Source organism: Desulfomarina profundi (genome assembly GCF_019703855.1).
Lineage (GTDB): Bacteria > Desulfobacterota > Desulfobulbia > Desulfobulbales > Desulfocapsaceae > Desulfomarina > Desulfomarina profundi.
This window is the reverse complement of the sequence record NZ_AP024086.1, coordinates 1,307,990-1,330,834: the sequence shown is the minus strand read 5'-3', so window position 1 is coordinate 1,330,834 and position 22,845 is coordinate 1,307,990. Positions and strand designations below refer to the sequence as shown.

General features: G+C 46.3%; 20 protein-coding genes and 1 pseudogene. 5 read left to right on the top strand and 16 right to left on the bottom strand.

Annotation, left to right across the window (positions count from 1 at the left end):
- The first annotated feature begins 16 nt into the window (after positions 1-16).
- Positions 17-1,198 (top strand): pyridoxal phosphate-dependent aminotransferase, encoded by a 1,182-nt coding sequence (locus LO777_RS06180; RefSeq protein WP_228856661.1) that lies wholly within the window; start codon positions 17-19, stop codon positions 1,196-1,198.
- On the opposite strand, the gene der is transcribed toward LO777_RS06180, so the two are convergent.
- From der to LO777_RS06105, 16 genes and pseudogenes are all read right to left on the bottom strand, one after another.
- Positions 1,199-2,542, bottom strand: coding sequence for a ribosome biogenesis GTPase Der (der, locus tag LO777_RS06175; protein ID WP_228856660.1), 1,344 nt, complete (start codon positions 2,540-2,542; stop codon positions 1,199-1,201).
- Between the two features lie 41 nt (positions 2,543-2,583).
- Positions 2,584-3,681: an aminoglycoside phosphotransferase family protein gene (locus tag LO777_RS06170; RefSeq protein ID WP_228856659.1), complete on the bottom strand. Its 1,098-nt coding sequence runs from the start codon at positions 3,679-3,681 to the stop codon at positions 2,584-2,586.
- A gap of 92 nt (positions 3,682-3,773) precedes the next feature.
- Complete coding sequence (locus tag LO777_RS06165) at positions 3,774-4,664, bottom strand: nucleotidyltransferase family protein (RefSeq protein WP_228856658.1); 891 nt, start codon at positions 4,662-4,664, stop codon at positions 3,774-3,776.
- 292 nt (positions 4,665-4,956) lie between these two features.
- Positions 4,957-5,805 (bottom strand): LpxI family protein, encoded by an 849-nt coding sequence (locus LO777_RS06160; protein ID WP_228856657.1) that lies wholly within the window; start codon positions 5,803-5,805, stop codon positions 4,957-4,959.
- Between the two features lie 5 nt (positions 5,806-5,810).
- The gene (gene lpxA, locus LO777_RS06155) at positions 5,811-6,608 is read right to left on the bottom strand and encodes an acyl-ACP--UDP-N-acetylglucosamine O-acyltransferase (protein ID WP_228856656.1); all 798 of its coding nucleotides are present in this window, start codon (positions 6,606-6,608) and stop codon (positions 5,811-5,813) included.
- 165 nt (positions 6,609-6,773) lie between these two features.
- The gene (fabZ, locus tag LO777_RS06150; RefSeq protein ID WP_228856655.1) at positions 6,774-7,226 is read right to left on the bottom strand and encodes a 3-hydroxyacyl-ACP dehydratase FabZ; all 453 of its coding nucleotides are present in this window, start codon (positions 7,224-7,226) and stop codon (positions 6,774-6,776) included.
- An 82-nt stretch (positions 7,227-7,308) separates the two neighbouring features.
- Entirely contained in the window at positions 7,309-8,304 is a 996-nt protein-coding gene (lpxD, locus tag LO777_RS06145) for a UDP-3-O-(3-hydroxymyristoyl)glucosamine N-acyltransferase (RefSeq protein ID WP_228856654.1), read from the bottom strand.
- A gap of 43 nt (positions 8,305-8,347) precedes the next feature.
- On the bottom strand, positions 8,348-8,443 hold the full coding sequence (locus LO777_RS19980; protein ID WP_268907521.1) for a hypothetical protein: 96 nt from the start codon (positions 8,441-8,443) through the stop codon (positions 8,348-8,350).
- A 29-nt stretch (positions 8,444-8,472) separates the two neighbouring features.
- Positions 8,473-9,513, bottom strand: a complete 1,041-nt coding sequence (locus LO777_RS06140; RefSeq protein WP_268907520.1) for an exo-beta-N-acetylmuramidase NamZ family protein — start codon at positions 9,511-9,513, stop codon at positions 8,473-8,475.
- Positions 9,514-9,991: 478 nt separating this feature from the next.
- Positions 9,992-10,540 carry a nitroreductase family protein gene (locus tag LO777_RS06135; RefSeq protein WP_228856653.1) on the bottom strand — a complete coding sequence of 183 codons (549 nt, stop codon included), beginning with the start codon at positions 10,538-10,540 and terminating at the stop codon, positions 9,992-9,994.
- A gap of 90 nt (positions 10,541-10,630) precedes the next feature.
- Complete coding sequence (locus LO777_RS06130; protein WP_228856652.1) at positions 10,631-11,788, bottom strand: acyl-CoA dehydrogenase family protein; 1,158 nt, start codon at positions 11,786-11,788, stop codon at positions 10,631-10,633.
- A gap of 12 nt (positions 11,789-11,800) precedes the next feature.
- A complete protein-coding gene (locus LO777_RS06125) occupies positions 11,801-12,583 on the bottom strand; it encodes an enoyl-CoA hydratase-related protein (protein ID WP_228856651.1) in 783 nt (260 codons plus the stop codon).
- Between the two features lie 126 nt (positions 12,584-12,709).
- Positions 12,710-13,456, bottom strand: coding sequence for a DUF6125 family protein (locus tag LO777_RS06120; RefSeq protein WP_228856650.1), 747 nt, complete (start codon positions 13,454-13,456; stop codon positions 12,710-12,712).
- 322 nt (positions 13,457-13,778) lie between these two features.
- Entirely contained in the window at positions 13,779-14,990 is a 1,212-nt protein-coding gene (locus LO777_RS06115; protein ID WP_228856649.1) for a M24 family metallopeptidase, read from the bottom strand.
- A 28-nt stretch (positions 14,991-15,018) separates the two neighbouring features.
- Positions 15,019-15,873 carry a 3-hydroxybutyryl-CoA dehydrogenase gene (locus LO777_RS06110; protein WP_228856648.1) on the bottom strand — a complete coding sequence of 285 codons (855 nt, stop codon included), beginning with the start codon at positions 15,871-15,873 and terminating at the stop codon, positions 15,019-15,021.
- 174 nt (positions 15,874-16,047) lie between these two features.
- A pseudogene (locus LO777_RS06105) lies at positions 16,048-17,222 on the bottom strand (acetyl-CoA C-acetyltransferase).
- Between the two features lie 493 nt (positions 17,223-17,715).
- On the opposite strand from LO777_RS06105, the gene LO777_RS06100 reads away from it, so the two are divergent.
- The 4 genes from LO777_RS06100 (at position 17,716) to LO777_RS06085 (ending at position 22,706) form a co-directional block, all read left to right on the top strand.
- Complete coding sequence (locus LO777_RS06100; protein WP_228856647.1) at positions 17,716-19,482, top strand: AMP-binding protein; 1,767 nt, start codon at positions 17,716-17,718, stop codon at positions 19,480-19,482.
- A 235-nt stretch (positions 19,483-19,717) separates the two neighbouring features.
- Positions 19,718-20,863 carry an acyl-CoA dehydrogenase gene (locus LO777_RS06095; protein ID WP_228856646.1) on the top strand — a complete coding sequence of 382 codons (1,146 nt, stop codon included), beginning with the start codon at positions 19,718-19,720 and terminating at the stop codon, positions 20,861-20,863.
- Positions 20,864-21,002: 139 nt separating this feature from the next.
- Entirely contained in the window at positions 21,003-21,776 is a 774-nt protein-coding gene (locus LO777_RS06090) for an electron transfer flavoprotein subunit beta/FixA family protein (RefSeq protein ID WP_228856645.1), read from the top strand.
- 12 nt (positions 21,777-21,788) lie between these two features.
- Positions 21,789-22,706, top strand: coding sequence for an electron transfer flavoprotein subunit alpha/FixB family protein (locus LO777_RS06085; protein WP_228856644.1), 918 nt, complete (start codon positions 21,789-21,791; stop codon positions 22,704-22,706).
- The last annotated feature ends 139 nt before the right edge of the window (positions 22,707-22,845 follow it).

Genomic DNA, 22,845 nt, shown 5'->3' with positions numbered 1-22,845 from the left:
AAACCGGAGGAGACGAATGGCTGTTTCAGAAAAAATGAAACTGTTTGCTGAAAAATCATCATGGATACGTAAGATGTTTGAGGAAGGTGCCAGAATGAAGGCCGAGTACGGTGCTGAAAACGTCTTTGATTTCAGCCTCGGCAATCCAGATGTACCACCTCCTGAAAAATACAATGAGGTGATTGCTGAAATAATTCGTGATAAAAGCCCCGGAGTTCATGCCTATATGCCAAACGGTGGCTACGTCATTGTTCGTGAAGCCATAGCGGAAAAGATGTCCAGGGAACAGGAAATTGAAGTAGACCAGGGCGATATGCTGATGACCTGCGGTGCTGCGGGTGGTTTGAACATTGTCATGAAATCCCTGCTCAATCCAGATGATGAAGTCATTCTCCTGGCACCCTATTTCGTTGAATACAACTTCTACGTGGATAACCATGGAGGTGTCAGTAGAATTGTCGAAACCGACTCAGAATTCAACCTGGATCTCCAGAAAATCTCAGACGCCATCACAGAGAAAACCAAAGCGATTATCATCAATTCCCCAAACAACCCGACCGGCCAGATTTATTCAGCCCAGTCCCTTGCAGCTCTCGGGACTCTTCTGACTGAAGCGGAGAGCCGATACAACAGCACAATTTACCTGATATCGGATGAACCCTACCGGAAGATTGTTTTTGACGGTCATACCGTGCCATCCATCTTCAAAGCATACCGGAACAGTATTGTGGTCTCATCATATTCGAAAGATCTTTCCCTTCCAGGAGAGCGTATCGGTTATCTGGCTGTTCACCCGCAAATAACAGACAAGAAGAATCTTGTGGATGGTCTGACTCTTGCCAACAGAATCCTGGGATTTGTCAATGCACCCGCACTGATGCAACGGGTTGTCGCAAAGCTTCAGGATGCCTCAGTGGATAATTCAATCTACGCTGAGAGAAAGGCCATTTTCTGCAAACTCCTCGAAGAGGCCGGGATGAATTTCACCCATCCCAAAGGAGCCTTTTATATCTTTCCCCGTACACCCATAAAAGATGATGTGAAATTCTGTGGGCTTCTGCAGAAACATAAGATTCTCGCCGTTCCCGGTACTGGATTCGGGGCTCCAGGCCATATCCGTCTTGCCTTCTGCGTACCCGATGATGTCATCAGTCGGTCGGCTGAAAGTTTTAAAAAGGTCATGGCTGAAGCAGGATAATCAGGTGCCCCTTTGACTGGATTTATCCTTGAAAATCAGTTGAATCGGCACCTTTTCCAATCCCAGACCTTCTCTGAACTTATTTGTCAGATATCGCTGGTAGGAGAAGTGAACTCCCTTGTAGCTGTTTGTCATAATGACAAATCTTGGCGGACTGGTGCCGATCTGTGAAGTATAATAAAATTTTAAACGTTTATTTTTATAAATAGGCGGAGAATGATTCTCTATGGCCTCCCGCAACAGCCTGTTGAGCGCAGATGTCGGAAAGACGGCTCTGTACTGTCTGTATACTGATCCGATAACAGGAAACAGTCTCTTTATACCATAACCGGTCTTGGCCGACACAGTGAGAACCGGAGCAAATCCCAGAAAAGGCAACTGGCGTCCCACCTCTGAGAGAAGCTGCTGCTGGCGCTTTTTGTCACCTTCAAGGAGGTCCCACTTATTGACCAGGATGATCAAGGCCCGGCCATGTTCCAGGGCGTAACCAATCACCTTGGTATCCTGTTCGGTGATTCCCTCCTCGCCGTCAATCAGGATCACCGCAATATCACATTTATTCAGGGCTGCCAGAGATTTTAAGATACTGAATTTCTCCAGTTTTTCCTTTGTCTTGCCCTTGCGCCTGATTCCGGCTGTATCGATCAGGAGATAGTTGTATTTTCCATGGGTCAACAGGGTATCAACCGAATCTCTGGTTGTTCCAGATATTTCGGAAACAACCATCCGCTCCTCCCCTAATATCCTGTTGATCATTGATGATTTACCCACGTTCGGCCTGCCAAAAAAGGCAACTCTCATCAGATCTTCCGGCAACCCCTCGTCATCCGATTCTCCCTCGATAATTGCGCTGAGGCCATCCATCAGATCACGGAACCCGAAACTGTGTTCAGCGGAAAGGGACCAGAGTTTTTCAATCCCAAGTTCGTAAAACTGGGCCAGCAATTCGACTTCCTGCTTGGGACTGTCAATCTTATTGACCACATGGAAAATCGGTTTTCTGGTTCTTCTCAGGATTTCAACGACCTCGTAATCCGCCGGGGTAACACCTTCCCTACCATCCATGAGAAAAAGTATGATATCCGCCTCCTCGATAGCCGCCAGTGCCTGTTCTCTGATATGGCCGACGAGTAGGTCTTCCGGATTGTCATCAATACCACCGGTATCTACCAGGACAAAGGATTTATTGTCCCAGGTAACCCTGTCATAGTGGCGATCGCGGGTCACCCCCGGGGTTGGATCAACCAGAGCTTTTCTTGACTTTGTTATCCTGTTAAATAATGTGGATTTTCCCACATTCGGGCGACCGATCAAGGCCACCATTGGACAATTTCCCTGAACCATAGTATTTAATTATTCCTTTCTGGCTACCTTTGAAATTCAGCTTATCTTGAGATATTCCCGCTTTGCTCCACAAGCAACAACCCTTGTTTCACCAGTTTTCTGGTTTTTTCATACTCTGAAAATTCCGGTTGTTCCAGCCGATTGCTCAGAGTAATGAGAGCAGGATAAATATATTGAGTAAAAAATGTCTTCTTTTTCACATTGGAAAGAAAAGAGAACGCGCCTATTATCTGCACATTTCTCTGAAATGCAAGAAAAGAATAGCAACGGGAAAATTCTTTTCTGTCAAATTCGTCAAAAGCCGAGGCAGTTTCAACATAACAATGATAGAGTATTTCGATCATTTCTTCATTGAGCCCACAATAAGGATCATGAAGAAGTGAGGCGAGATCATACCCCGGTGGGCCCAGTCGTCCCCCCTGGTAATCAATAAATCTCACCTTCCCGTCCTTGACCATAATATTACGGCTCTGAAAATCCCGGTGCAGAAAAGTCCCAGGTTCCGCTTCAGCCGCTCTGTCGGCGATATGGTTCAATTCCTCCTGTACATCCTGTGAAAATTCCATGCCGAGGAGTTGCTGCCAGAACGCCCTGAGAAAATAACCTGATTCACGCTCAATCATCAACTTTCTGTCATACACATGCGTATCCCAGCACCACGCCGGCTTAAAACCCTGGACACCATTAAACTGCATATTAACAAGTTCACGGATAACATCCCGATACAGAGCCATCAGGATGTCACTGTGAGACCCATCCTTTTCCCAGGCAACGGCATGATCATGCAGACGGGTATCCCCCAGATCCTCCATCAGTAGAATACTGCTCTTTTCGTCCCAACCGAGCTGTTCAGGAACCGGAACCCGGCGACTGTATAGATGAAGGCCGATATCCCGTGATGCCTGCGCCTCCCTTTTATCTGATTCAGTTGAATCAACAGGGGGAATTACAGCAATGCACCCTTCTGGTCTTTTTCCTGAAAAAATACGAAGAAAAATCCGGTTCGACCCGTCTCCTCGCAGCAACTGAGAATTGCTGTCGACAAACAGTTTTTCGACAGTTTTCCGATCGACCAAACCAGTTTTTACAAGGAGTATTTTGATTCTGGATTCAATATAAGAATTAAGATTGCCTGACATTATACAAGACCTGATACAAATGCGATGATTGATACAACAAAATTGCCTGCCCTGTGACCAGGACCAGCTATAGTTTATCAGGTATATTTTTTTCAGCTGGTACCATCACTGATTACAGTATCTACCAGACGACTGCCGGCAGCAACCCGAACATTGTTCCACACAACAACCCGCTCAAGATGACTGCCATCTTCAATATGGGCTCCACCGATGCAGACCCAGTCTTCCAGAACTATATGGGCAGGAAGTTTTGCAGCCATATCGATACAGTATGGTTTTCTCACCTCACCGATCTCAGCCCAGCAGGGGATATCATCCTTCAGCAGGCCACGGTGAAGGTCGAGATAATCATCCACCGTCCCCATATCAGTCCAGAAACAGTCATCAACCCGATAGCAATCAATCGACTCACCCCGTTCAAGAAGTTTTCTGTAGAAATCAATTATGCAGGAATTCCTGTTCTTTTCAACATCTTCCAGAATTTCAGGATCAATGACATGTAGTCCAGTAAAAGCCAGCTGGGTAAATTCTACCCTGTTGTCAAAACTGGCCACCTTGCCATCCCTGATCATCACATTGTTGAAACGATGGTGGTCATGCATTGCCAATGTAACAACAGAATCGTTCTGCTGATGGTGATTGTATAAAGCACGAAAGTCAACAGTATGATAGATGTCGCCATTGGTTACCAGAAGAGGCTCATCTCTCATATGTTCAAGACCACCCCGCAGTCCGCCTCCGGTACCTAGGATTTTATCTTCATGGAGCACGGTTACTCCACTCAATGAATCCACCAGGGAGACAATCTGATCCCCCAAATGATGGCAGTTCACCAGAATCGAATCAAATCCGTGGTTTTGTAACCTCTTGATGGTAAGAAGCAGGAGGGGTTGATTGAGAATTGGGAAAAGAGGCTTGGGACAGACCCTTGTATGCGGCAGCAATCTGGTTCCCAGCCCTGCTGCAAGAATCATTGCCTGCATAAATAACCTCCCTGCACAAGCATTCCTTAATCGGATGATTAATTACACCTAAATCCTGCACTTCGGGAATAAAGAAAAATTATTTATACTGTATAAACAGATAGTTATCATATTGCAGTAGGGGCTGTACTACTCACTATCAGAGTGAGATTGTTTTTTCTTTATTCCCTTGCCCTGGGGGATTGGCAATTTTATCGAATCTGCTTCGTTATCAAGTGCTTGAAGTATGTTAATACATCTGCGCCCTTGATGCCTCGCATCTCCGAAAAACTTGCCAATTGCAGGATTTAGGTTACATTATAAGTTTCCCATCTTCCTGTTCAACAACACCAACAACCACTATACCTGATTTATCCGCCTCTTCAATCATCTTTTCCCTGTCAAACAGCAGGGATTGTCCAGCCTCTACAGCAAGAACAGAACCATGAACGCGTCTCAGGCTCTCAAGAGTTCTGACTCCAGTGGCAGGAAGATCAAAGCGAAAATCCTGTCCCGGCTTTCTGACTTTCACAACAACAGCATTTTCCTTGGCGAGACGTCCGCCCCTCAGGATAGCCTCATCAGTACCTTCTATCGCTTCAACGGCCATGACGGAACAATCCCTGACAACCACACACTGGCCGATATCCAGTCTGCCGATTTCCCGTGCGTTTTTCCAGCCAAACTCTATATCTTTTATCTGTTTTTTACTGGGTTTGTTTTTTGTCAACACCCCTGCCGGAAAAAGCAGGTGAGAGAGGTACAGTGTGGATTCAAGGACCTTTATTCCCTCTCTTTCCAATGTATCGGCTATGGCCCTGAGAATGGCATCATCTTGTTTTCGGTCAATTTTATTCCACAGGGTCAGCCCTTTCAGATCCGGAAACACATCACGAAAAATTCTCGTCTTGGTTATTGTCCCCAGGAAAACAGTCTCTGCGACCCCACTCTTTTTAAAAAGTGAAATAACCCGCCCAAGCTGACCCAGCTTGACCCAGTAAACTTCGTCTGCAGCCTCGGTGACCCGCTTGTCAGTCTCCCCTTTGTGGGCAATGACAACAACCTGCCGACCCGCTTTTCTCGCAGCTTCAACAAAGAGGAGTGGAAACTGACCACCACCCGCAATAATCCCTATCTTCCTGTTTTCAACCTCCTGTGTCATTCGACTCAATCCATTATGGTCTGCTTGACGACACCACGCTTGGACTCTTTAAAAAAGGTAACCAGAGCGCCGACTTCGGGACAATCTTTCATTTCATTCCTGGCAATTTCAATTGCATCCTTCATGAGAAGATTTGGAGAACGAAAGATAATTTTGAAGGCCCGATCCAGATTTTTGATCGTTTCCCGACTGAAGCCGTTCCTCCTCAAACCAACCTTGTTGATTCCGGAAATACGGGTGCGGTTCCTGGTTCCTGCCAGAATGATATAAGGAGGGACATCGAGACTGATACCTGACACGCCGCCAATATAACTGTAAGTTCCTATTCGACAATACTGGTGAATCGCCACAAGTCCACCAATGGACGCACGATCACCGACCTCCACATGTCCCGCAAGCGTTGCCACGTTGGCAAGAATCACGTGGTTGCCGATTTGACAGTCATGGGCCACATGGGTATAGGCCATGAGGAGATTATGATCACCAATAACCGTTCTTCCATGACCACCCGGTGTACCACGGTGAATGGAGGCGTATTCCCTGATCTGGTTATCAGAACCGATGATCAATTCCGTCGGTTCACCATTGTAACCGAGATCCTGCGGGGCGCCTCCCACTACAGCAAAAGAACCGATCAGATTTCTCTCGCCAATAGTCGTAGGTCCTGATATCACGGCATGGGCTTCCACCCTGGTTCCGGCACCTATCCTGACACCCGCTTCAATAACCGCGTATGGTCCAACCGACACGGAAGAGTCCAGTTCCGCGCCTGGGTCGATAACTGCTGCTTTATGTATAGACATTTGAAATATAAATCCTTTATCTGAAAAACCCGCCACAGAAGATATTTCTGCCGCAGTCAGATTTTCATTACTTTGTTGTACCCGTCAGGGCATAAATGGCTGAGCCATTTTTTCCGGCCATGCCAATCAGGCCGCATTTCTCATCAGTTCAGAATGTTTTCAGAATCAGGAAAAAGAGGCCATGAGTTCTGCCTGAGCAACCAGCTTATCATCCACATAGGCCTTGCCCTTCATCACCATAACCGAGCGTTTTTCCTTCACAAATTCAAGTTGAAAAATAATCTGATCTCCGGGAACCACAGGACGACGGAATCGGGCTTTGTCTATACCGGCAAAAAAGATAAGCTTTTCACCAATGGCTTCCGGCTTGGCATAAAAAGCCATAATACCGCCAACCTGTGCCATGCCTTCGAGGATCAGCACCCCCGGCATTACCGGACGCCCGGGAAAATGTCCCTGAAAAAAAGGTTCATTGATGGTGACATTTTTCAGGCCCACAATTTCTTTTCCCAGTTCCATTGAGATTATCCTGTCCACCATAACGAACGGATACCTGTGGGGGAGGGTATCAAGAATTTTTAATATATCAATCTGTTCGGGTATAATTTTATCTGCCATGGTTATTCTCTCTATCACGTAACTTTATTGTTTCCCATTCAATCCTGCTGTTCACTTTTTTTTACAGCCTTACTGAGTTTCTTCACTTCTCTCCGCAGCTCCGGCAGTTTTGCGAAAACAGCACTGGCCTTGGCCCATTGATGTACAGGCATTGCCGGTGCTCCTCCGATCTTTGCACCCTCGGCAACATCACTATGCACTCCCCCCGGGCCGCAACCATGGCTCTGTCACCGATTTTCACATGACCTGCAGTTCCTGCCTGCCCTCCCATGACCACATTCCTGCCGAGAGTAACAGAACCGGAGATACCCACCTGGGCCACAATAAGGCTGTTCTCGCCAACCACAACATTGTGGCCTATCTGGACAAGATTATCAATTTTAGCACCGGACCTGATCCATGTAGTCCCGAATGCGGCCCTGTCAATGGTTGTATTGGCGCCGATCTCAACATCATCTTCTATACGCACAATACCCACCTGGGGCCTTTTAACGTGACAGCCTTCGGCATCAGTTGCATAGCCATAACCATCACTGCCGATTACTGCTCCCGGTTGAATAATCACCCTGCTGCCGAGAATACTTCCATCACATATTGTCGCATTGGACTTGATAAGACATTCATCACCAATTGTCACATCATTTCCGATTACAACCCCTGCTTCTATGGTAACTTTTTTTCCAACAGTAACCCGATCACCAAGGACAACCATCGGACCTATAGTTATCTCGCGACTGATTTCACAGTTTTCACCGACAAACGCCCTGCTGTGAATTCCCCCGGCCTGAAATTCTTCCCTGAGGATATAGCTGTGAATAATGGCTGCTGCAAGATACGGATCTCTGACAATAACAAGGGGTCGACTCCCATCACTTTCCACACCTTCCGGAACAATAAAAGCAGCCCCTTTGCTCGTCTTCAGAAGCTCCAGATCCTTCTTTTTTACCAGAAATGACATATCGGTTGGTCCAGCCTGATCGAGTGAGGCAAAGCCCCTGATCCTGACAGAACCATCACCACTAATCCGTCCTCCCACCATATCGGCAAGAACTTCAACCAAAACTTCTTTTTCAACCATAGTCGTGTCCAATCACATGATGTGTTTATCTGAAGGGTATTATTCAATAGAGAAAATATTCTCTTCTCAGTTTGTCAAATTCATCAAGATCTTCCTGCCATTCCCTCTCTATTTCATCCAGAGAAACCTGTTGTTCCAAAGCAACACGAACAGCTTTGTCACCAATGATCAGGTCCAGGGGCAGTTTTTCAAATTCATATTCGTAAGGGGGGATTTATAGGAAAATTTCCCTTCGTACAGCCCCATAACAGCTCGCAACAGCGCCAGACCGGTTCTGTAGGGGCGAAATGAGAATTCATCAGTAACATATATCTGGAATCCATTACAATTGCTTTCCGCCCATTTTCCAGAGGTCGGTTGAAAAACGATTGGTCGCAAAATACAGCCGTGTAAATCATCATCGGCCAGGGTCTCAAGAATTTCATTATAATTCCAATATGGTGCCCCTACAAATTCAAAAGGCTGTGTAGTTCCGCGCCCTTCTGAGACAGTTGTCCCTTCCCAGAGTACCTGACCCGGATAGACCATGGCTGTTTCCGGAGTGGGCATATTAGGAGATGGTGCAATCCAGGGGTAGCCACAGTGTCTGAAGGTCATGGACCGCTCCCATCCTTTCAGGGGTATAACCTCCAGTTCAGCCCCGATTTCATACTCCCCATTGATCAGAAGTGCAAGCTCTCCCATGGTAAGGCCATGACGCATGGGCAGAGGAAACAACCCGACGAATGATTTACAGTTATCCTGCAGGATATTGCCCTCGATCAGATCTCCTCCGATGGGATTGGGCCGATCCAGAATAATGATTTTCTTTCCACATTCGGCTGCCCGCTCAAGACAATAGGCCATGGTATAAAGAAAGGTATAGACCCGTGTGCCCACATCAACGAGATCAATAAAGAGGATATCAAGATCGGCGAACATTGACTCTGTCGGTTTACGATGCTCCCCATATAGACTGTAAATGGGCAATCCTGTAACGGGATCGATCTGGTGATCCGACTCGATCATGTTATCCTGTTGTTCTGAAAAAAAACCGTGTTGAGGGGAAAAAAGAGTCGTGAATTGCTGACCTAATTTTTTTTGAAGAAGCACCCGACCATGCTCAAGATTCGCATTTACGGATGCCTGATTGGACAGCAGGCCGAATCGACAGCCTGTCCACTCCGACTGCCATTCGTCTGCAAGGACATCCAGCCCCGTTTTTATCATAATGTCTGAAAAGAAAAAATTGTATTTTAGAATGTGCCTGCCCGGAAATGAGATTTTTTTCGAATTCAGGTAAGCGTAGACTCCGAGTAGTATAGAAAAATAAAACGCAGTATATCAGGAATATAAGAGCATTTTTCTTTTCAGCCCACATTCCATCAACGTACCATTTTTCAGGTATGTACTCTAACGGGGAAGAAGAAAAAAGTCAAAAAGATGATTGGACAAAAACAGGTCATCCCGACTCTATCAGGATGCCCTTTGCAGGTAATGAGAAGTACATTTGATATTCAGGGTACCTTGAAAAATTAGAATTTTCGTTCGAGGTCAAGGAACGGGATAATTAAAAAGCGCAGCATATTGAGCTATATGTAAGCATTTTTCATTATCCTGTGACGCAAAAATCGGGCGAAAAGGCAATTTTCAAAGTACCCTTCAATTGATGATCAAAAGGCATTCTTTATGAATGAACCCCGGCCTGTTACTCATCAGAAAAGGTATTGTAATGGACAAACTCCTCCAATGTCTTTCTTTTCGGCGGTTTCGGTGCCATATCCGGATAACCGACAGGGATCAGGGAGACAAGCTCACAGCCGTCGGGAACCCGAAGCAACTTTTCTGCTTTTTCATGATCAAAAGACCCGATGATAACAGAGCCGAGACCAAGCTCATGGGCCATGAGTGAAATATTCTGGCTGACCAGACCGAGGTCATAAAGAAACCAGTGTTCATACCTGGTAACCTGTTTTCCCTTGTAATATCCTGATTTATCGGGTCTTCCGCATACAGCAACAACAATGGGCGCCCCGGCCGTTGCCGGAGTTCCTGGATTTTTTGGGGAGAGCAGTTCCGACAGTGATTTTTTCAATTCAGCGTCCTGCACAACCACAAGCTCACAGCATTGCAGATTTCCCCAGGAGGGTGCCCATCGCCCGGCCTCCAGGATGGCGTCAAGTTTCTCCTGCTCGATCTCCTTATCGAGAAAACGTCTTATGCTCCTGCGTTCGAGTATGTTGCTTTTGTTTTGCATTCGTCAACCTCCTCATCAGGTTTAAAAACTGCTGAATCCAACGATTTTACCGCCATTCAACGAAATTTCTTTCCGACGGCCCGTTGTTTCTCAGGAAAAGGACTGGAGAATTTCCCGTGAAATGATCAGTCGCTGAATCTCACTTGTTCCTTCGTAAATTGTAGTAATTCTAGCATCCCGGGAGTAACGTTCAATGGGGTAATCTTTTGTATAGCCATACCCGCCAAGGATCTGCATAGCCTCGTAACAGGCCCTGTTCGCAGCTTCGGTGGCAAAAACTTTTGCCATGGAAGCCTCTTTTGCAAACTTTTGTCCCTGTTCCTTCTTGAATGCGGCATTCATCAGCAAAAGCCGTGCGGCTTCAAGCTCCGTGTAGGCATCGGCAATTTTCCACTGAATAGCTTGAAAGTCACTGATTTTTCGACCAAACTGCTTTCGTTCAAGAGAGTATCGGGTCGCACTGTCCATGGCTGCAAGGCCAAGCCCAAGACCGAGGGAACCAATTCCTATCCGTCCTCCGGCAAGCTCAGAAACCGCCACCCGGAAACCATCATTCAATTTTCCCATAAGGGCCGATCCCGGAATACGACAATTCTGAAAGATAATTTCGTTGGTGGCAGAGGCGTGCTGTCCCAGCTTATCCTCTCTTTTCCCTACAACAAGACCACTGGTACCCTGCTCCACGAGAAACAGGCTGATCCCCTTCCCTTTCGGTGCCTTCGGATCCGTCACAGCCCAAACGACAAAGACACCGGCGCATGATCCTGAGGTAATAAATATTTTGGAACCATTGATAATCCAGTCGTCACCGTCTTGGACGGCTGTGGTTGTCATTGACGCCGGATCAGACCCCGCTCCGGGTTCTGTAAGAGCAAAGGCACCCGCCTGATATTCACCGCTGCAGATTTTTGTGATATACTGTTGCTTCTGTTCTTCAGTTCCAAGGGCCTGGATAACCTCATTGACCATGTTGTTCACAGAAACTGTAACCGCAGTGGCAGCACAGGCACGAGCTATTTCCGTCATGGCAACACTGAAGGCTATGACACCCGCCTCCGCTCCACCATATTCTTCCTTTATATTCAGGCCCATGAAGCCTACTTCAGCGAGTTTTTTGAGATTTTCATAAAAAATCGCATCGTCCCCGCCTTTATCCAGATCTCCCGCGACCGGTTCAAGTTCCGTCATGGCAAAATCACGAGCGGTTTCCTGGATAAGTTTTTGTTCTTCAGTCAGATCAAGATACATAATCAGTCCTGTTTATTTACCGGTGAATTCCGGTTTTCTTTTTCCTAAGAATGCTTCCATCCCCTCTTTCTGGTCACCGCTGGTGAAACAGAGGCTGAACAGATCGACCTCATAGCCGCAACCCCGCTGAAGGTCCATTTCAATACCGTTGTTGACAGCATCTTTACACAACTGCACGGCAACCGGACTTCTGGAACAGATCATTTCAGCCAGGGAGCGACATTCACCCATCAAAGTTTCATGGGGAACAACCCTGTTAACCAGGCCAATTCTCTCTGCTTCCGCGGCATCAATCATTTTCCCCGAAAATAGTAATTCATTGGCCTGCCCTTTCCCCACCAGTCTTGGCAACCGCTGGGTACCGCCGAAACCGGGAATAACCCCCAGGTTGACTTCCGGCTGCCCGAATTTCGCTCTATCGCTGGCAATTCTCATATCACATGCCAGGGCAAGCTCACATCCCCCGCCGAGAGCAAAACCGTTTACTGCGGCAATAACCGGCTGACGCAGATTTTCAATAACTCCGAGAACCTCGTGACCGAGTTTGCCAAACTCTCTAGCCTCTCTGGGGGCAAGCCCCTCCATAAACGAGATATCTGCTCCGGCAACAAAGGATTTATCCCCACCACCGGTCAGAATCACCACCAGAATTTCACGGTCCGCCGCAATGGAATTGAAACAGGCAAGCAGCTCGACCAGGGTTTCATTATTTAACGCATTTAATGCCTTGGGTCGATTGATTGAAACAGTTGCAACTCCCGATTCAACATTTTTTTCGATATTTTTCCAACTCATTTTTTTCTCCGGTCTTGTTGTGTATATTACGTCCGCAAACAATATTTTCGGACTTAAACCTGGATCCTACACTTCAGGTTTTATCTTTATTTTCTGTGTATTACTTAAAGTAAAACTATAAAACCGTCATGGTTTCAGGGAAAATCTCCAGGCACAAAACCACTCAGCAGGATGATCATCCGGAGGACAGCCTATGCACTCGGTTGTAATCCTGCTGTCAATAGCCCTGGCAAAATAGGTGTATTCAACAAGTCCTCCGGATTTACATGGATAATCGTCCAGACCCTTGCGGTTACGCGCATTCTGTACACGACACTTGTTCATCTGAAAGACAAAACTCTCTTCGCTTTCTTCAACGATGGATTGCTCATTGATCGATTCATAAACCCGGAAACCGAGTGCTCTTTTTAATCCCTTAAGTCCAGGTTGCTCTCCCAGGTTTAACATCTTCTTAATGGCAGAGGCCTCGTAGGGAGAAAACTGGCCCCAGCAGGAATCGTTGCACCTTTTGGCATCATTCATCGATTCGGAAAACTCAATGGCCTGAAACCAGACACCATCATTTACAAGCCAGTTTTTTGCCAATCGTTCCTTCAACTTCTTCAACTCTTCCGGTGCCATTTTCAAAAGAGGCTCAGGAACAGTTCCCACCATTTCAAATCCAAGGAGAGCCGCCAGATGTTTCATCTGAATAGCATAGCTTTTCTTGGTCACAGTGTGGAGAAGCTCCAGAGCCTTTTCCATACCCATCTGGTGTTTTGCCTCGGCAAACCAGAGGCCGTGATGAACAATAATTCTCTGGATGAGTTCTAGAACAAACTCTGCCGTTTCCTCATGGTCAAGCTCCTGCGCTTTTTGTGCTTCTTCAAACATCGATACTCCTCCATGTATGATGGACTCGTAAAAACTCCGATCTACTGCGTTGTGGGGTGATCGTGTAATGCTCGACGTACTCTATGTACGCCTGCGCTTACACGACACCGCCGCCTTGTATATCGAAGTTTTTCCAGAGTCCATCTGAGAACGTTGAACGACTTTTTACGAGATCATCATGCATGACAGCCGTTACAATTATTCTTGGCAGTTTTACCGAATCTGCCTCGGATCTCCGGCAGGCAGCGTAGACTCCGGGAAACTTTAAAACTGATGTCGCCTGAACTGGTGAGAAATGCGGGTCAGGAGGTACACAAATACATTATGCACACCTCACCTCGCTTATTTCATCGGAAAACAAGGTCAGTGGCTCAAGGCCATTTTCAGTTACCAGATGGGTGTTTTCGATTCCTGCAACACCAACACCTGGAAAAATTGTTTTCGGTTCAAGTGCAATGATCATTCCCTTCTCCAGGGGGAGTTGCTGACCCTTGGCAATAAAGGGAAATTCATCAAGTTCAAGCCCGACGCCATGTCCCGTAAAACGAATGCGTCTTTCACCCACACCCATGAAATGCTCACCATAGCCAAGTTTCCGGGCCATGGAAACCATGGTTTCATACAGCTCTCCTGTCACAGCACCCGGCTTGGCTTTTTCAATGATTTCACCCTGGATTTCAAGCATTGCCTTATGGGCATCAAGGATTTTATCCGAAACCTTGCCAATTGAAAAAATTCTTGCATGATCGGAGAGGTATCCATCAACAGCAAAGACATAATCAAACAGAACCGGTTCATTCATTCCAATGATATTATGCCCTGCACCCTGGGCTACAAAAGGACTTACACCCTTGCCCCCCGTGGGAGAGGCAAGGTAACTGGAGACAGCTGCCCCGGGGCCACTGAGAAGATGTCCGTAGAAGAGTTCTCCCCCCCACATCCGCATACGGACAATTCCCTGGTGGCCTAATTTTCTGGCATACGCCTCCAGTTCCCCTGCCAGTTCAACTTCTTTTTTTCCAGGTTCCAGCAATTCAGACATCCGTTGGGCCAATTTGTCCGATAATTGGCAGGACAGGCGGATTTTTTCAATTTCAAAGGGAGATTTGACTCCTCGAATAAGGCGAATCTCCAATGAAATATCGACTGATTCACTCCGGCTGAAAATCTTCTGTTGCTGAAGATAGAGATTTACAGGCAGAACATCAAGCTCCAGCCCCAGTCTTTCGGGGGGCGTCAGGCCGAAATCCGCAAGACATTGCGGGATATTTTTTACGCTTGTCAGGGAAACAATATTTTCAATGGGTGATTCCATTTTCGCCCGCTCGAAATCCTTTACAACCATGAAAAGAGGTTGCCCCTCAACCGGAACATAGAGATAGCTCTGCTGTCCGGTGGCAGCAAAATAAAACAGATCACTTTTCTGCTGAATCAGAACTCCGTCTACATCTTTTCCAGCCATGGCATTCTGAAGCCTGCCAATTCTTGCCGCAATCTCCCTGGCCGGAGCGACCTTTGTTTCCTTACTGTTCATGTTCTCCATATTTTACCCGACACTAACCCTATTTCGAATAATCGTAAAATCCCCTGCCGGTTTTTCTCCCAAGCCAGCCGGCCTCAACATATTTTCTCAACAGCGGACAGGGACGATATTTTGAATCCTTGAAACCGTCATACAGCGTCTCCATAATGGCCAGACAGGTATCAAGGCCGATCAGGTCAGCAAGGGCAAGCGGTCCCATGGGGTGGTTCATACCAAGCCGCATGACCGTGTCAATATCTTCAGGCTTACCCACGTTCTGGTAAAGGCAGAAAACCGCTTCATTAATCATGGGTAACAGAATCCTGTTAGCAATAAATCCCGGGAAATCATTAGCCTCTGCCGGTGTCTTTCCAAACTTTTCACACAGATTCCACGTGACATCAAAGGTTTCAGCAGAAGTTGCCAGACCTTTGATCACTTCAACCAGTTTCATCACCGGTACAGGATTCATGAAATGCATACCGATGACCTTTTCCGGACGTTTTGTCTGAGAAGCAATTCTGCCGATGGGAATTGAAGAAGTATTGGTTGACAGAATAACATGTTCAGGGCAGACCTCATCAAGTTCACGGAAGATACCGAATTTAAGATCTTCCCGTTCAACGGCAGCCTCGACAACAAAATCCACTGATGCCATGTCAGCCAGTTGAGTTGTGGTGGAAATTCTGCTCAGTATTGCTTCTTTTTCATCCGCGCCGATCCGGCCCTTATCTACTGATCGGCTCAGGTTTTTCTCTATATTGGCAATACCTTTTGCGGTAAATTCCTCCGCGATATCACTCATCAAAACTTCAAGTCCACTTGCTGCGGCTACCTGGGCAATACCGTTACCCATCTGACCGGAACCGATAACACCGAATTTCTTTATCTGCATAGTATTTCTCCTTTTACAATTGATACCTTGTGTCCTATATCCCTTTCAGAGAACTGGGAAATAAAAAACCGCAGCATATCATTAATATATGATCATTTTCTATTGTCCAGTGCCCCAGAGATCGAGCGAAAAGATAATTCTTCAAGGTGACCTTATGAGTTTATTGATCAGGGATTACCTTTTAACAATTAAGGCAACGGCTTCACCACCGCCAAGGCAGAGAGATGCCAATCCTCTTTTCAGGTCTCTTCTCTTCATTTCATAAAGCAGGGTTGTCAGAAGCCGTGCTCCACTGGCACCAATGGGGTGTCCAATCGCCACACTGCCACCGTTAACATTGACGATATTGGTATCAAGTTCCAGGACCCTGTTAATTGCTACAGAAGTGCCACTGAAGGCTTCATTGATTTCAAAAAGTTCAATATCGTCAGCGGTAATCCCTTCCTTCTTCAAAACTTTTGGAATTGCCAGAATAGGTGCCATCAGGACATGTTCAAGTTCAATGGCAGCAGAAGCCTGAGCCCCGACGGTTGCCATTATCGTGCATCCCAGTTCTTCTGCTTTCTCCCGACTCATCATGACCACCGCTGCGGCGCCATCACTGATAACAGAAGCATTACCCGCAGTCCCGACACCATCCTTTTTAAATGCAGGACGCATTTTCTCAAGACTCTCATAGCTTGTTGGCACAGGACACTCGTCCGTATCAAACAGTTTTGTTTTTCCACCACGTAATTGAATGGTAACCGGAACAATCTCTTCTTTGAAAACCCCGTTTTCAATTCCTTTCAACGCCTTTGCATATGACTCTTCGGCAAACAGATCCTGATCTTTTCTGCTGACCTCCCATTTTTCACAGATCAGCTCATTGGACATACCCATGTGAAAATCGTTTACAATATCCCACAAGCCGTCGTGAACCATATGGTCTTCAATCTTCCCCGGCCCCATCCGATGTCCCCATCGCCCCTTCTCGAGATAATAGGGGGCCATACTCATATTCTCCATGCCACCGGCAACTATAACATCGGCATCACCACACTGAATTGCCTGGGCAGCCAACATGGCACTTTTCAGAGAAGAACCGCAAACCTTATTAACAGTAATTGCCTCAACCTTCTGGGGAAGTTTCGCCTTGATAGCTGCCTGTTTAGCAGGATTCTGTCCATAACCGCAGGGTAACACCATTCCCATGATACATTCATCAACAACCGAATCATCTATACCGGCACGCGTTACAGCTTCCCTGATAACAATTCCCCCAGATCCGTTGCACCTGTTTTACTGAGAGTTCCTCCAAAGCTGCCAAAAGGAGTTCTTGCCGCACTGACAATCACTGCTTCTTTCATATTCTATCTCCAGTTTCTGTTCAATATCGTAGAGTTAAGTCTGATTGGCGTTTTCCACTCCAATCACAAGTTGTTTCCTTTCAATTTACTTAAATAATGACGGTTTTCTTTTTTTGTTGTAACCCGCATTTTTCATCGTGAAGAAAACAATAAATCTTGAGCGTGGATTCACCCGGGCGTAATAGCTTGAAATAAGCATACAAAGAAAACCGACCAAGCGCTCAATCATATTGATGTTGACCGACACTATTCTATTTGTCAATCTTTTTTTAATGAACTCTTCAATATCCTGACCATGATTTCCACTCTTTCATATTCTCAATTCATTTAACATTTCCCAAAAATAAAAAAAACCTTTGACAAACATAAATATATATTATCTATTGCGTCCAAGGATACCGACCGAGCGCTCAGTTTGCCACTTGGTCAAAGAAAAAAGGGTGTATTCACACCCTGAAAGTTACTTTCAAATCAATATTGCAAGGAGTCATTTATGAGTATGAAAAGTCTGTATAAGGAAGTGATGGACCTGAACTTGATGGATGACAATGACCAGAAAAGGGATACGGCGAAGGCATTTTTTGAAAAACTGAACGCCATGGAGCTTCCGGAATATTTCAACTGGGCAGAAGAGGTATTTGAAGATCTTCACGTGAAGGAAAGAGGTGACAGTCAGGCTCTGGTCTGGGCTGACCTGGCAACCAAGGAAAGTGCTACCTATTCCTACAGTGAATTCGCTGCCAGAGGAAACCAGTGTCTCAATTCCCTGAGAAAAGCAGGCGTGGAAAAAGGAAACAACATGTATATGATGGTTCCGATTGTTCCCGAAACCTGGTTTACCAGCTATGCCTGTATTAAGGGCGGTCTTGTTGCGGTACCCACTGCCACCACCATGACCTTACGTGAACTGCAATTCAGATTCGAGACATATGCTCCCGATTCAATACTTGCGGACGAAATCTATGCTGATCTCATTGATGAAGCCCTGAAACTCACCGGTGCCACCCCGAAAATAAAGCTGGTACGCGGAAACAAAGAAGGATGGACAAGTTACACTGAGCTGGAAAAAGAAGCAACGGAAGCTGAGGCTGCAAAAACCAGATCGGACGATCTGCTTTTCTGCTTCTTTACTTCAGGAACGACAGGACTGCCAAAACGTGTCGGTCATACCGCAACTTCCTATCCACTTGGTCATCTCTCAACTTCAGTTATGACTGGTATCCGTCCGGACGATGTCCACCACAATCTCGGGGCTCCCGGCTGGGCTAAATGGGCCTGGTCAAGCTTTTTTGCACCGTTTAATGTTGGCGCCTCCGCCTCTGGATTCAATTTTACGACTCTCGATGGTGACGCCTATCTTGATGCTATCTCCACCCACAAAATTACTACTTTCTGTGCGCCACCAACAGCATGGAGAATGTTCATCAACCTGGATACGTCCAAATATGACCTCTCCAACCTGCGTCAGTCCATCGGAGCCGGTGAGCCTCTTAATCCGGAAGTTATTTCCCAATGGAAGAAACTGACAGGTACCGAAATTCGTGACTTCTACGGCCAGACCGAATCCACAGCAATGATCGGCAACCACCCATGGATGAACGGCAAAATGAGATCCGGTTCCTTCGGTCAGCCTTCCTTCATGTATGACGTGGCTCTTGCCGATGATGAAGGAAATGTTATCACCAAGCCGGACGAGGTTGGGCATATCGTAGTTAAACTTGATAAATGGCGTTCAATTGGTCTGTTTACCGAATATATTGGCAATCCGGACAAAATGGCTGATGTCTTCAGGGATAATTTTTATTATACTGGTGACCGTGCAACCTTTGATGAAGACGGATACTGGTGGTTTGTCGGGCGAAGTGATGATGTTATCAAGTCATCTGATTTCCGCATCGGTCCCTTTGAGGTGGAAAGTGCCCTTATGGAGCATCCCTCCGTTGCTGAAACCGCGATTGTCGGTGTTCCCGACAAGAAATACCATCAACTGGTAAAAGCTTTTGTTATTCTGAATGCCTCCTATGAACCCTCACGGGAACTGGCACTCGAACTGTTCAAGCATACCATCGACATTCTCGCCAAATTCAAGATTCCAAGAATCATTGAATTTGTACCGGAAGTACCCAAAACCCTCAGTGGAAAAATCCGCCGGGTTGAACTTCGTCAACAGGAAGTTGAAAAGCAGGAAGCCGGAACCAAGGCCCAGACAAATGAATTTTTCTACTGGGATTTCCCGGAACTGAGTTCAAAGAAAAAATAATCTTCAACTGTTGTTCAGCAGACGGCGGGAATAATCTCCCGCCGTCTGCTCTGTAAAAATATTTAAAACTAACACCCCACAAGGGGTATAAGTGCCTTGGAATTAAACCTGATCATTTAATTTCAAAACACCTTCCCTGCCTTCTTGTTTTTTATGACAGGAATTCAGGAGTAAGACACTCAATCATGCATTTCAAAAATAAAAAGAAAAGATCACAATCCCCGGAGCAATCATAATGAACTTTGAATTAACTGAAGAACAGAGCCTGATAAAAAGCATGGTTCGTGAATTTGCTGAAGCTGAGGTCGCGCCCACCGCAAAAGAAAGGGATGAAGAGGAAAAATTTGATCGCCAACTGATGTTTGACAAACTTGGAGAACTGGGCCTGACAGGTATAGTTTTTCCTGAAGAATATGGTGGCGCGGGGGCCGACTATATCAGTTATTCAATTGCCGTTGAAGAGTTATCCAGGGTAGATGCCTCCACCGGAGTCACCCTTTCCGCCCACCTTTCACTGGCGGCCAACCCCATATACCTGTTTGGCAGTGAAGAACAGAAACAGACCTTTTTAGTCCCCATGGCCAGTGGAGAAAAAATGGGTGCCTTCGGGTTAACTGAACCATCCGCCGGGTCTGATGCCGGGGGAACAAAGACCACTGCAGTGAAAAAGGGTGATAAGTGGATTCTCAACGGTACTAAAATTTTTATTACCAACGGTGGTGAAGCGGAAGTGTATGTCGTCCTTGCAAGAACCGACAAGGAAGCCGAAAAACATCACGGCATCAGTGCCTTCATCGTAGAAAAAGGAACTCCCGGGTTCAGTTTTGGAAAAAAAGAACAGAAACTTGGTATCCGCAGTTCACCTACAATGGAACTTATTTTTGAAAACTGTGAAATCCCTGCAGAAAATTTACTTGGTGAAGAGGGTCATGGTTTTAAAATCGCCATGAAAACCCTTGATGGTGGAAGAATAGGGATCGCCTCACAGGCCATCGGTATTGCCCAGGGCGCATTGGATGCTGCTCTTGAATACGCCAAAGAACGCAAACAGTTTGATACCCCTATTGCCCGTTTCCAGGGCGTGCAGTTTCAACTTGCTGATATGGCTACACAGATAGAAGCCGCCAGACTGCTCGTATACAATGCTGCCTACAAAGCCAGCAACGGACTTTCTTATTCCCAGGCTTCTGCCATGGCAAAGCTGATGGCCAGTGAAACAGCCATGAAGGTTACAACCCAAGCGGTACAGATTCTCGGCGGTTATGGGTACACCCGTGACTTTCCGGTAGAAAGAATGATGCGGGATGCAAAAATTACTGAAATTTACGAGGGTACCAGTGAAATCCAGAGACTGGTTATTGGCACAAACCTCACCAGGTGATATCAAAAATGCCCCATACACAGCTTAGCTCGTATTTTTTGTAAATAAGGCTTATGACTTAAAACAATTAAAATTCCGTCTACAGTAAAACGACCTTTCGCTAAGGGTTTTCAGATAAATTTTGCAATAGAGAAAAACAATGAAAATTCTAGTTTGCATAAAACAGGTTCCTGACATGGAATCGAAGTTTAAAATTGACAGTGAAAACAAATGGTACGACAGTGCTGATCTCGCCTGGCGCATGAATGAATATGACGAATACGGTGTTGAACAGGCTGTCAGACTCAAAGAGCAGGTAAAAGATGCGGATCTTACAGTTCTCTGTATCGGCCCGGACAAGGTCAAGGAAACCATGAAAAAGGCGCTGGCCATGGGATGTGACCGGGGAGTACATCTTGTAGATGATGCCATCTCAGCAAAAGATCCCTTCACCGTTGCATCAATTATCGCAGAATTCGCCAGAGATAAAGATTTTCAGTATATTTTCACTGGGATGCAGTCTCAGGATCGAGGTTCAGCCCAGGTCGGTGTCCTCGTAGCCGAGATGTTGTCCCTTCCCTGTATTACAACCATCGTTGACTTTGAATACACTGAAGGAAAAGTCACCACCAGGCGTGAACTGGAAGGTGGAGTCAAGGCTGTGGTCAGTGTCAGTGGACCTGCGGTATTCACCTGTCAGCTCGGTCTGAACACTCCCCGCTACCCGACCCTGCCCAATATCATGAAGGCCAAGAAAAAGGAACTCCTTTCCATTCCTGTGGAAGAGATTGTCCAGGTGGAAAACAAACTGCAGACCGAAAAAATTGCTTATCCCGAGAAAAAAGGAACCGGTCTGATTCTTGAGGGTGATGCCGGCGAACTTGCTGACCAACTGATTTCAATTCTAAAAGAAAAAACCGGCGTGCTGGCCTAAAGGAGGTTCCCGATGAAAGCGTTACTTATTGCAGAATACAAAGATGGAGAAATCCTCGGCAGCTACGCCGAACTCATAGGTTTTGCTGGACGGCTTGGCGCTGAAAGCGCCATGTTTCTCGTGGGAAATAAAGATAATCTTCCCCAATATGATGGAAGACTTTACCTGGCAGATGTTGCAAGCTGTGGAGAATTTGATCCGGACGGTCATAAACAGCTCCTCCTGGAAACGATTGAAAAGGAAAATCCAGATGTGATTGTTTTCAGTCATTCCTCTTATGGCTGGGATCTTGCACCCCGGATTGCCTTTGCAGTTGGAGCAGCCCAGGTCTCGGAGGTAGTGGAAATTGTTGACGGGAATTATATTGTTCCAGCCTGTAATGCAAAATTACAACGTACCGTCAAAAGCGGCACCGAAAAATGTGTTATCACCCTGCAGGCCGGAGCCTTCAGCCTTCCCGATGACCCGACTGGTACACCGGAAGTAATTGAGATGAATTGCAGTCCTGCCGCAAGAGTTGAATTCAGTGGTTATGAACAGGCTGAACAGGGCGGAGTGGATCTTTCCAAATCAGAAATTATTGTCAGTGCCGGCCGCGGTATCGGTAAACCGGAAAATGTTACCCTTATCGCCGACCTCGCCGAAGCGCTGGGTGGAGATTATGGTGCCAGCCGTCCTGTTGTTGATTCGGAATGGGTTGAGCATAATAGACAGGTGGGAACAACAGGGCAGAGTGTCGCCCCTAAACTCTATATGGCCTGTGGTATTTCCGGAGCCATTCAGCATCTTGCCGGAATGAAGAAATCGGATTTTATCGTGGCCATCAATACGGACAAGGACGCTCCTATAGGCGAAGTTGCCGATGTCCTGGTTGTTGCAGACCTGAAGCAATTTGTCCCTCTGTTGACAGAGAAAATAAAGAGCCTTTAACTCCCTGATTTTTTCCGGGTAGACCCTGCCGGGTCGGAAAGATAAACAGTATGAAAATCTTTCCGACCATTTTAAGTACAACCCGAATCCTGCAATTTACAAGTTTAATGGAGATGCATAATAAAACAAACTCCTAAAA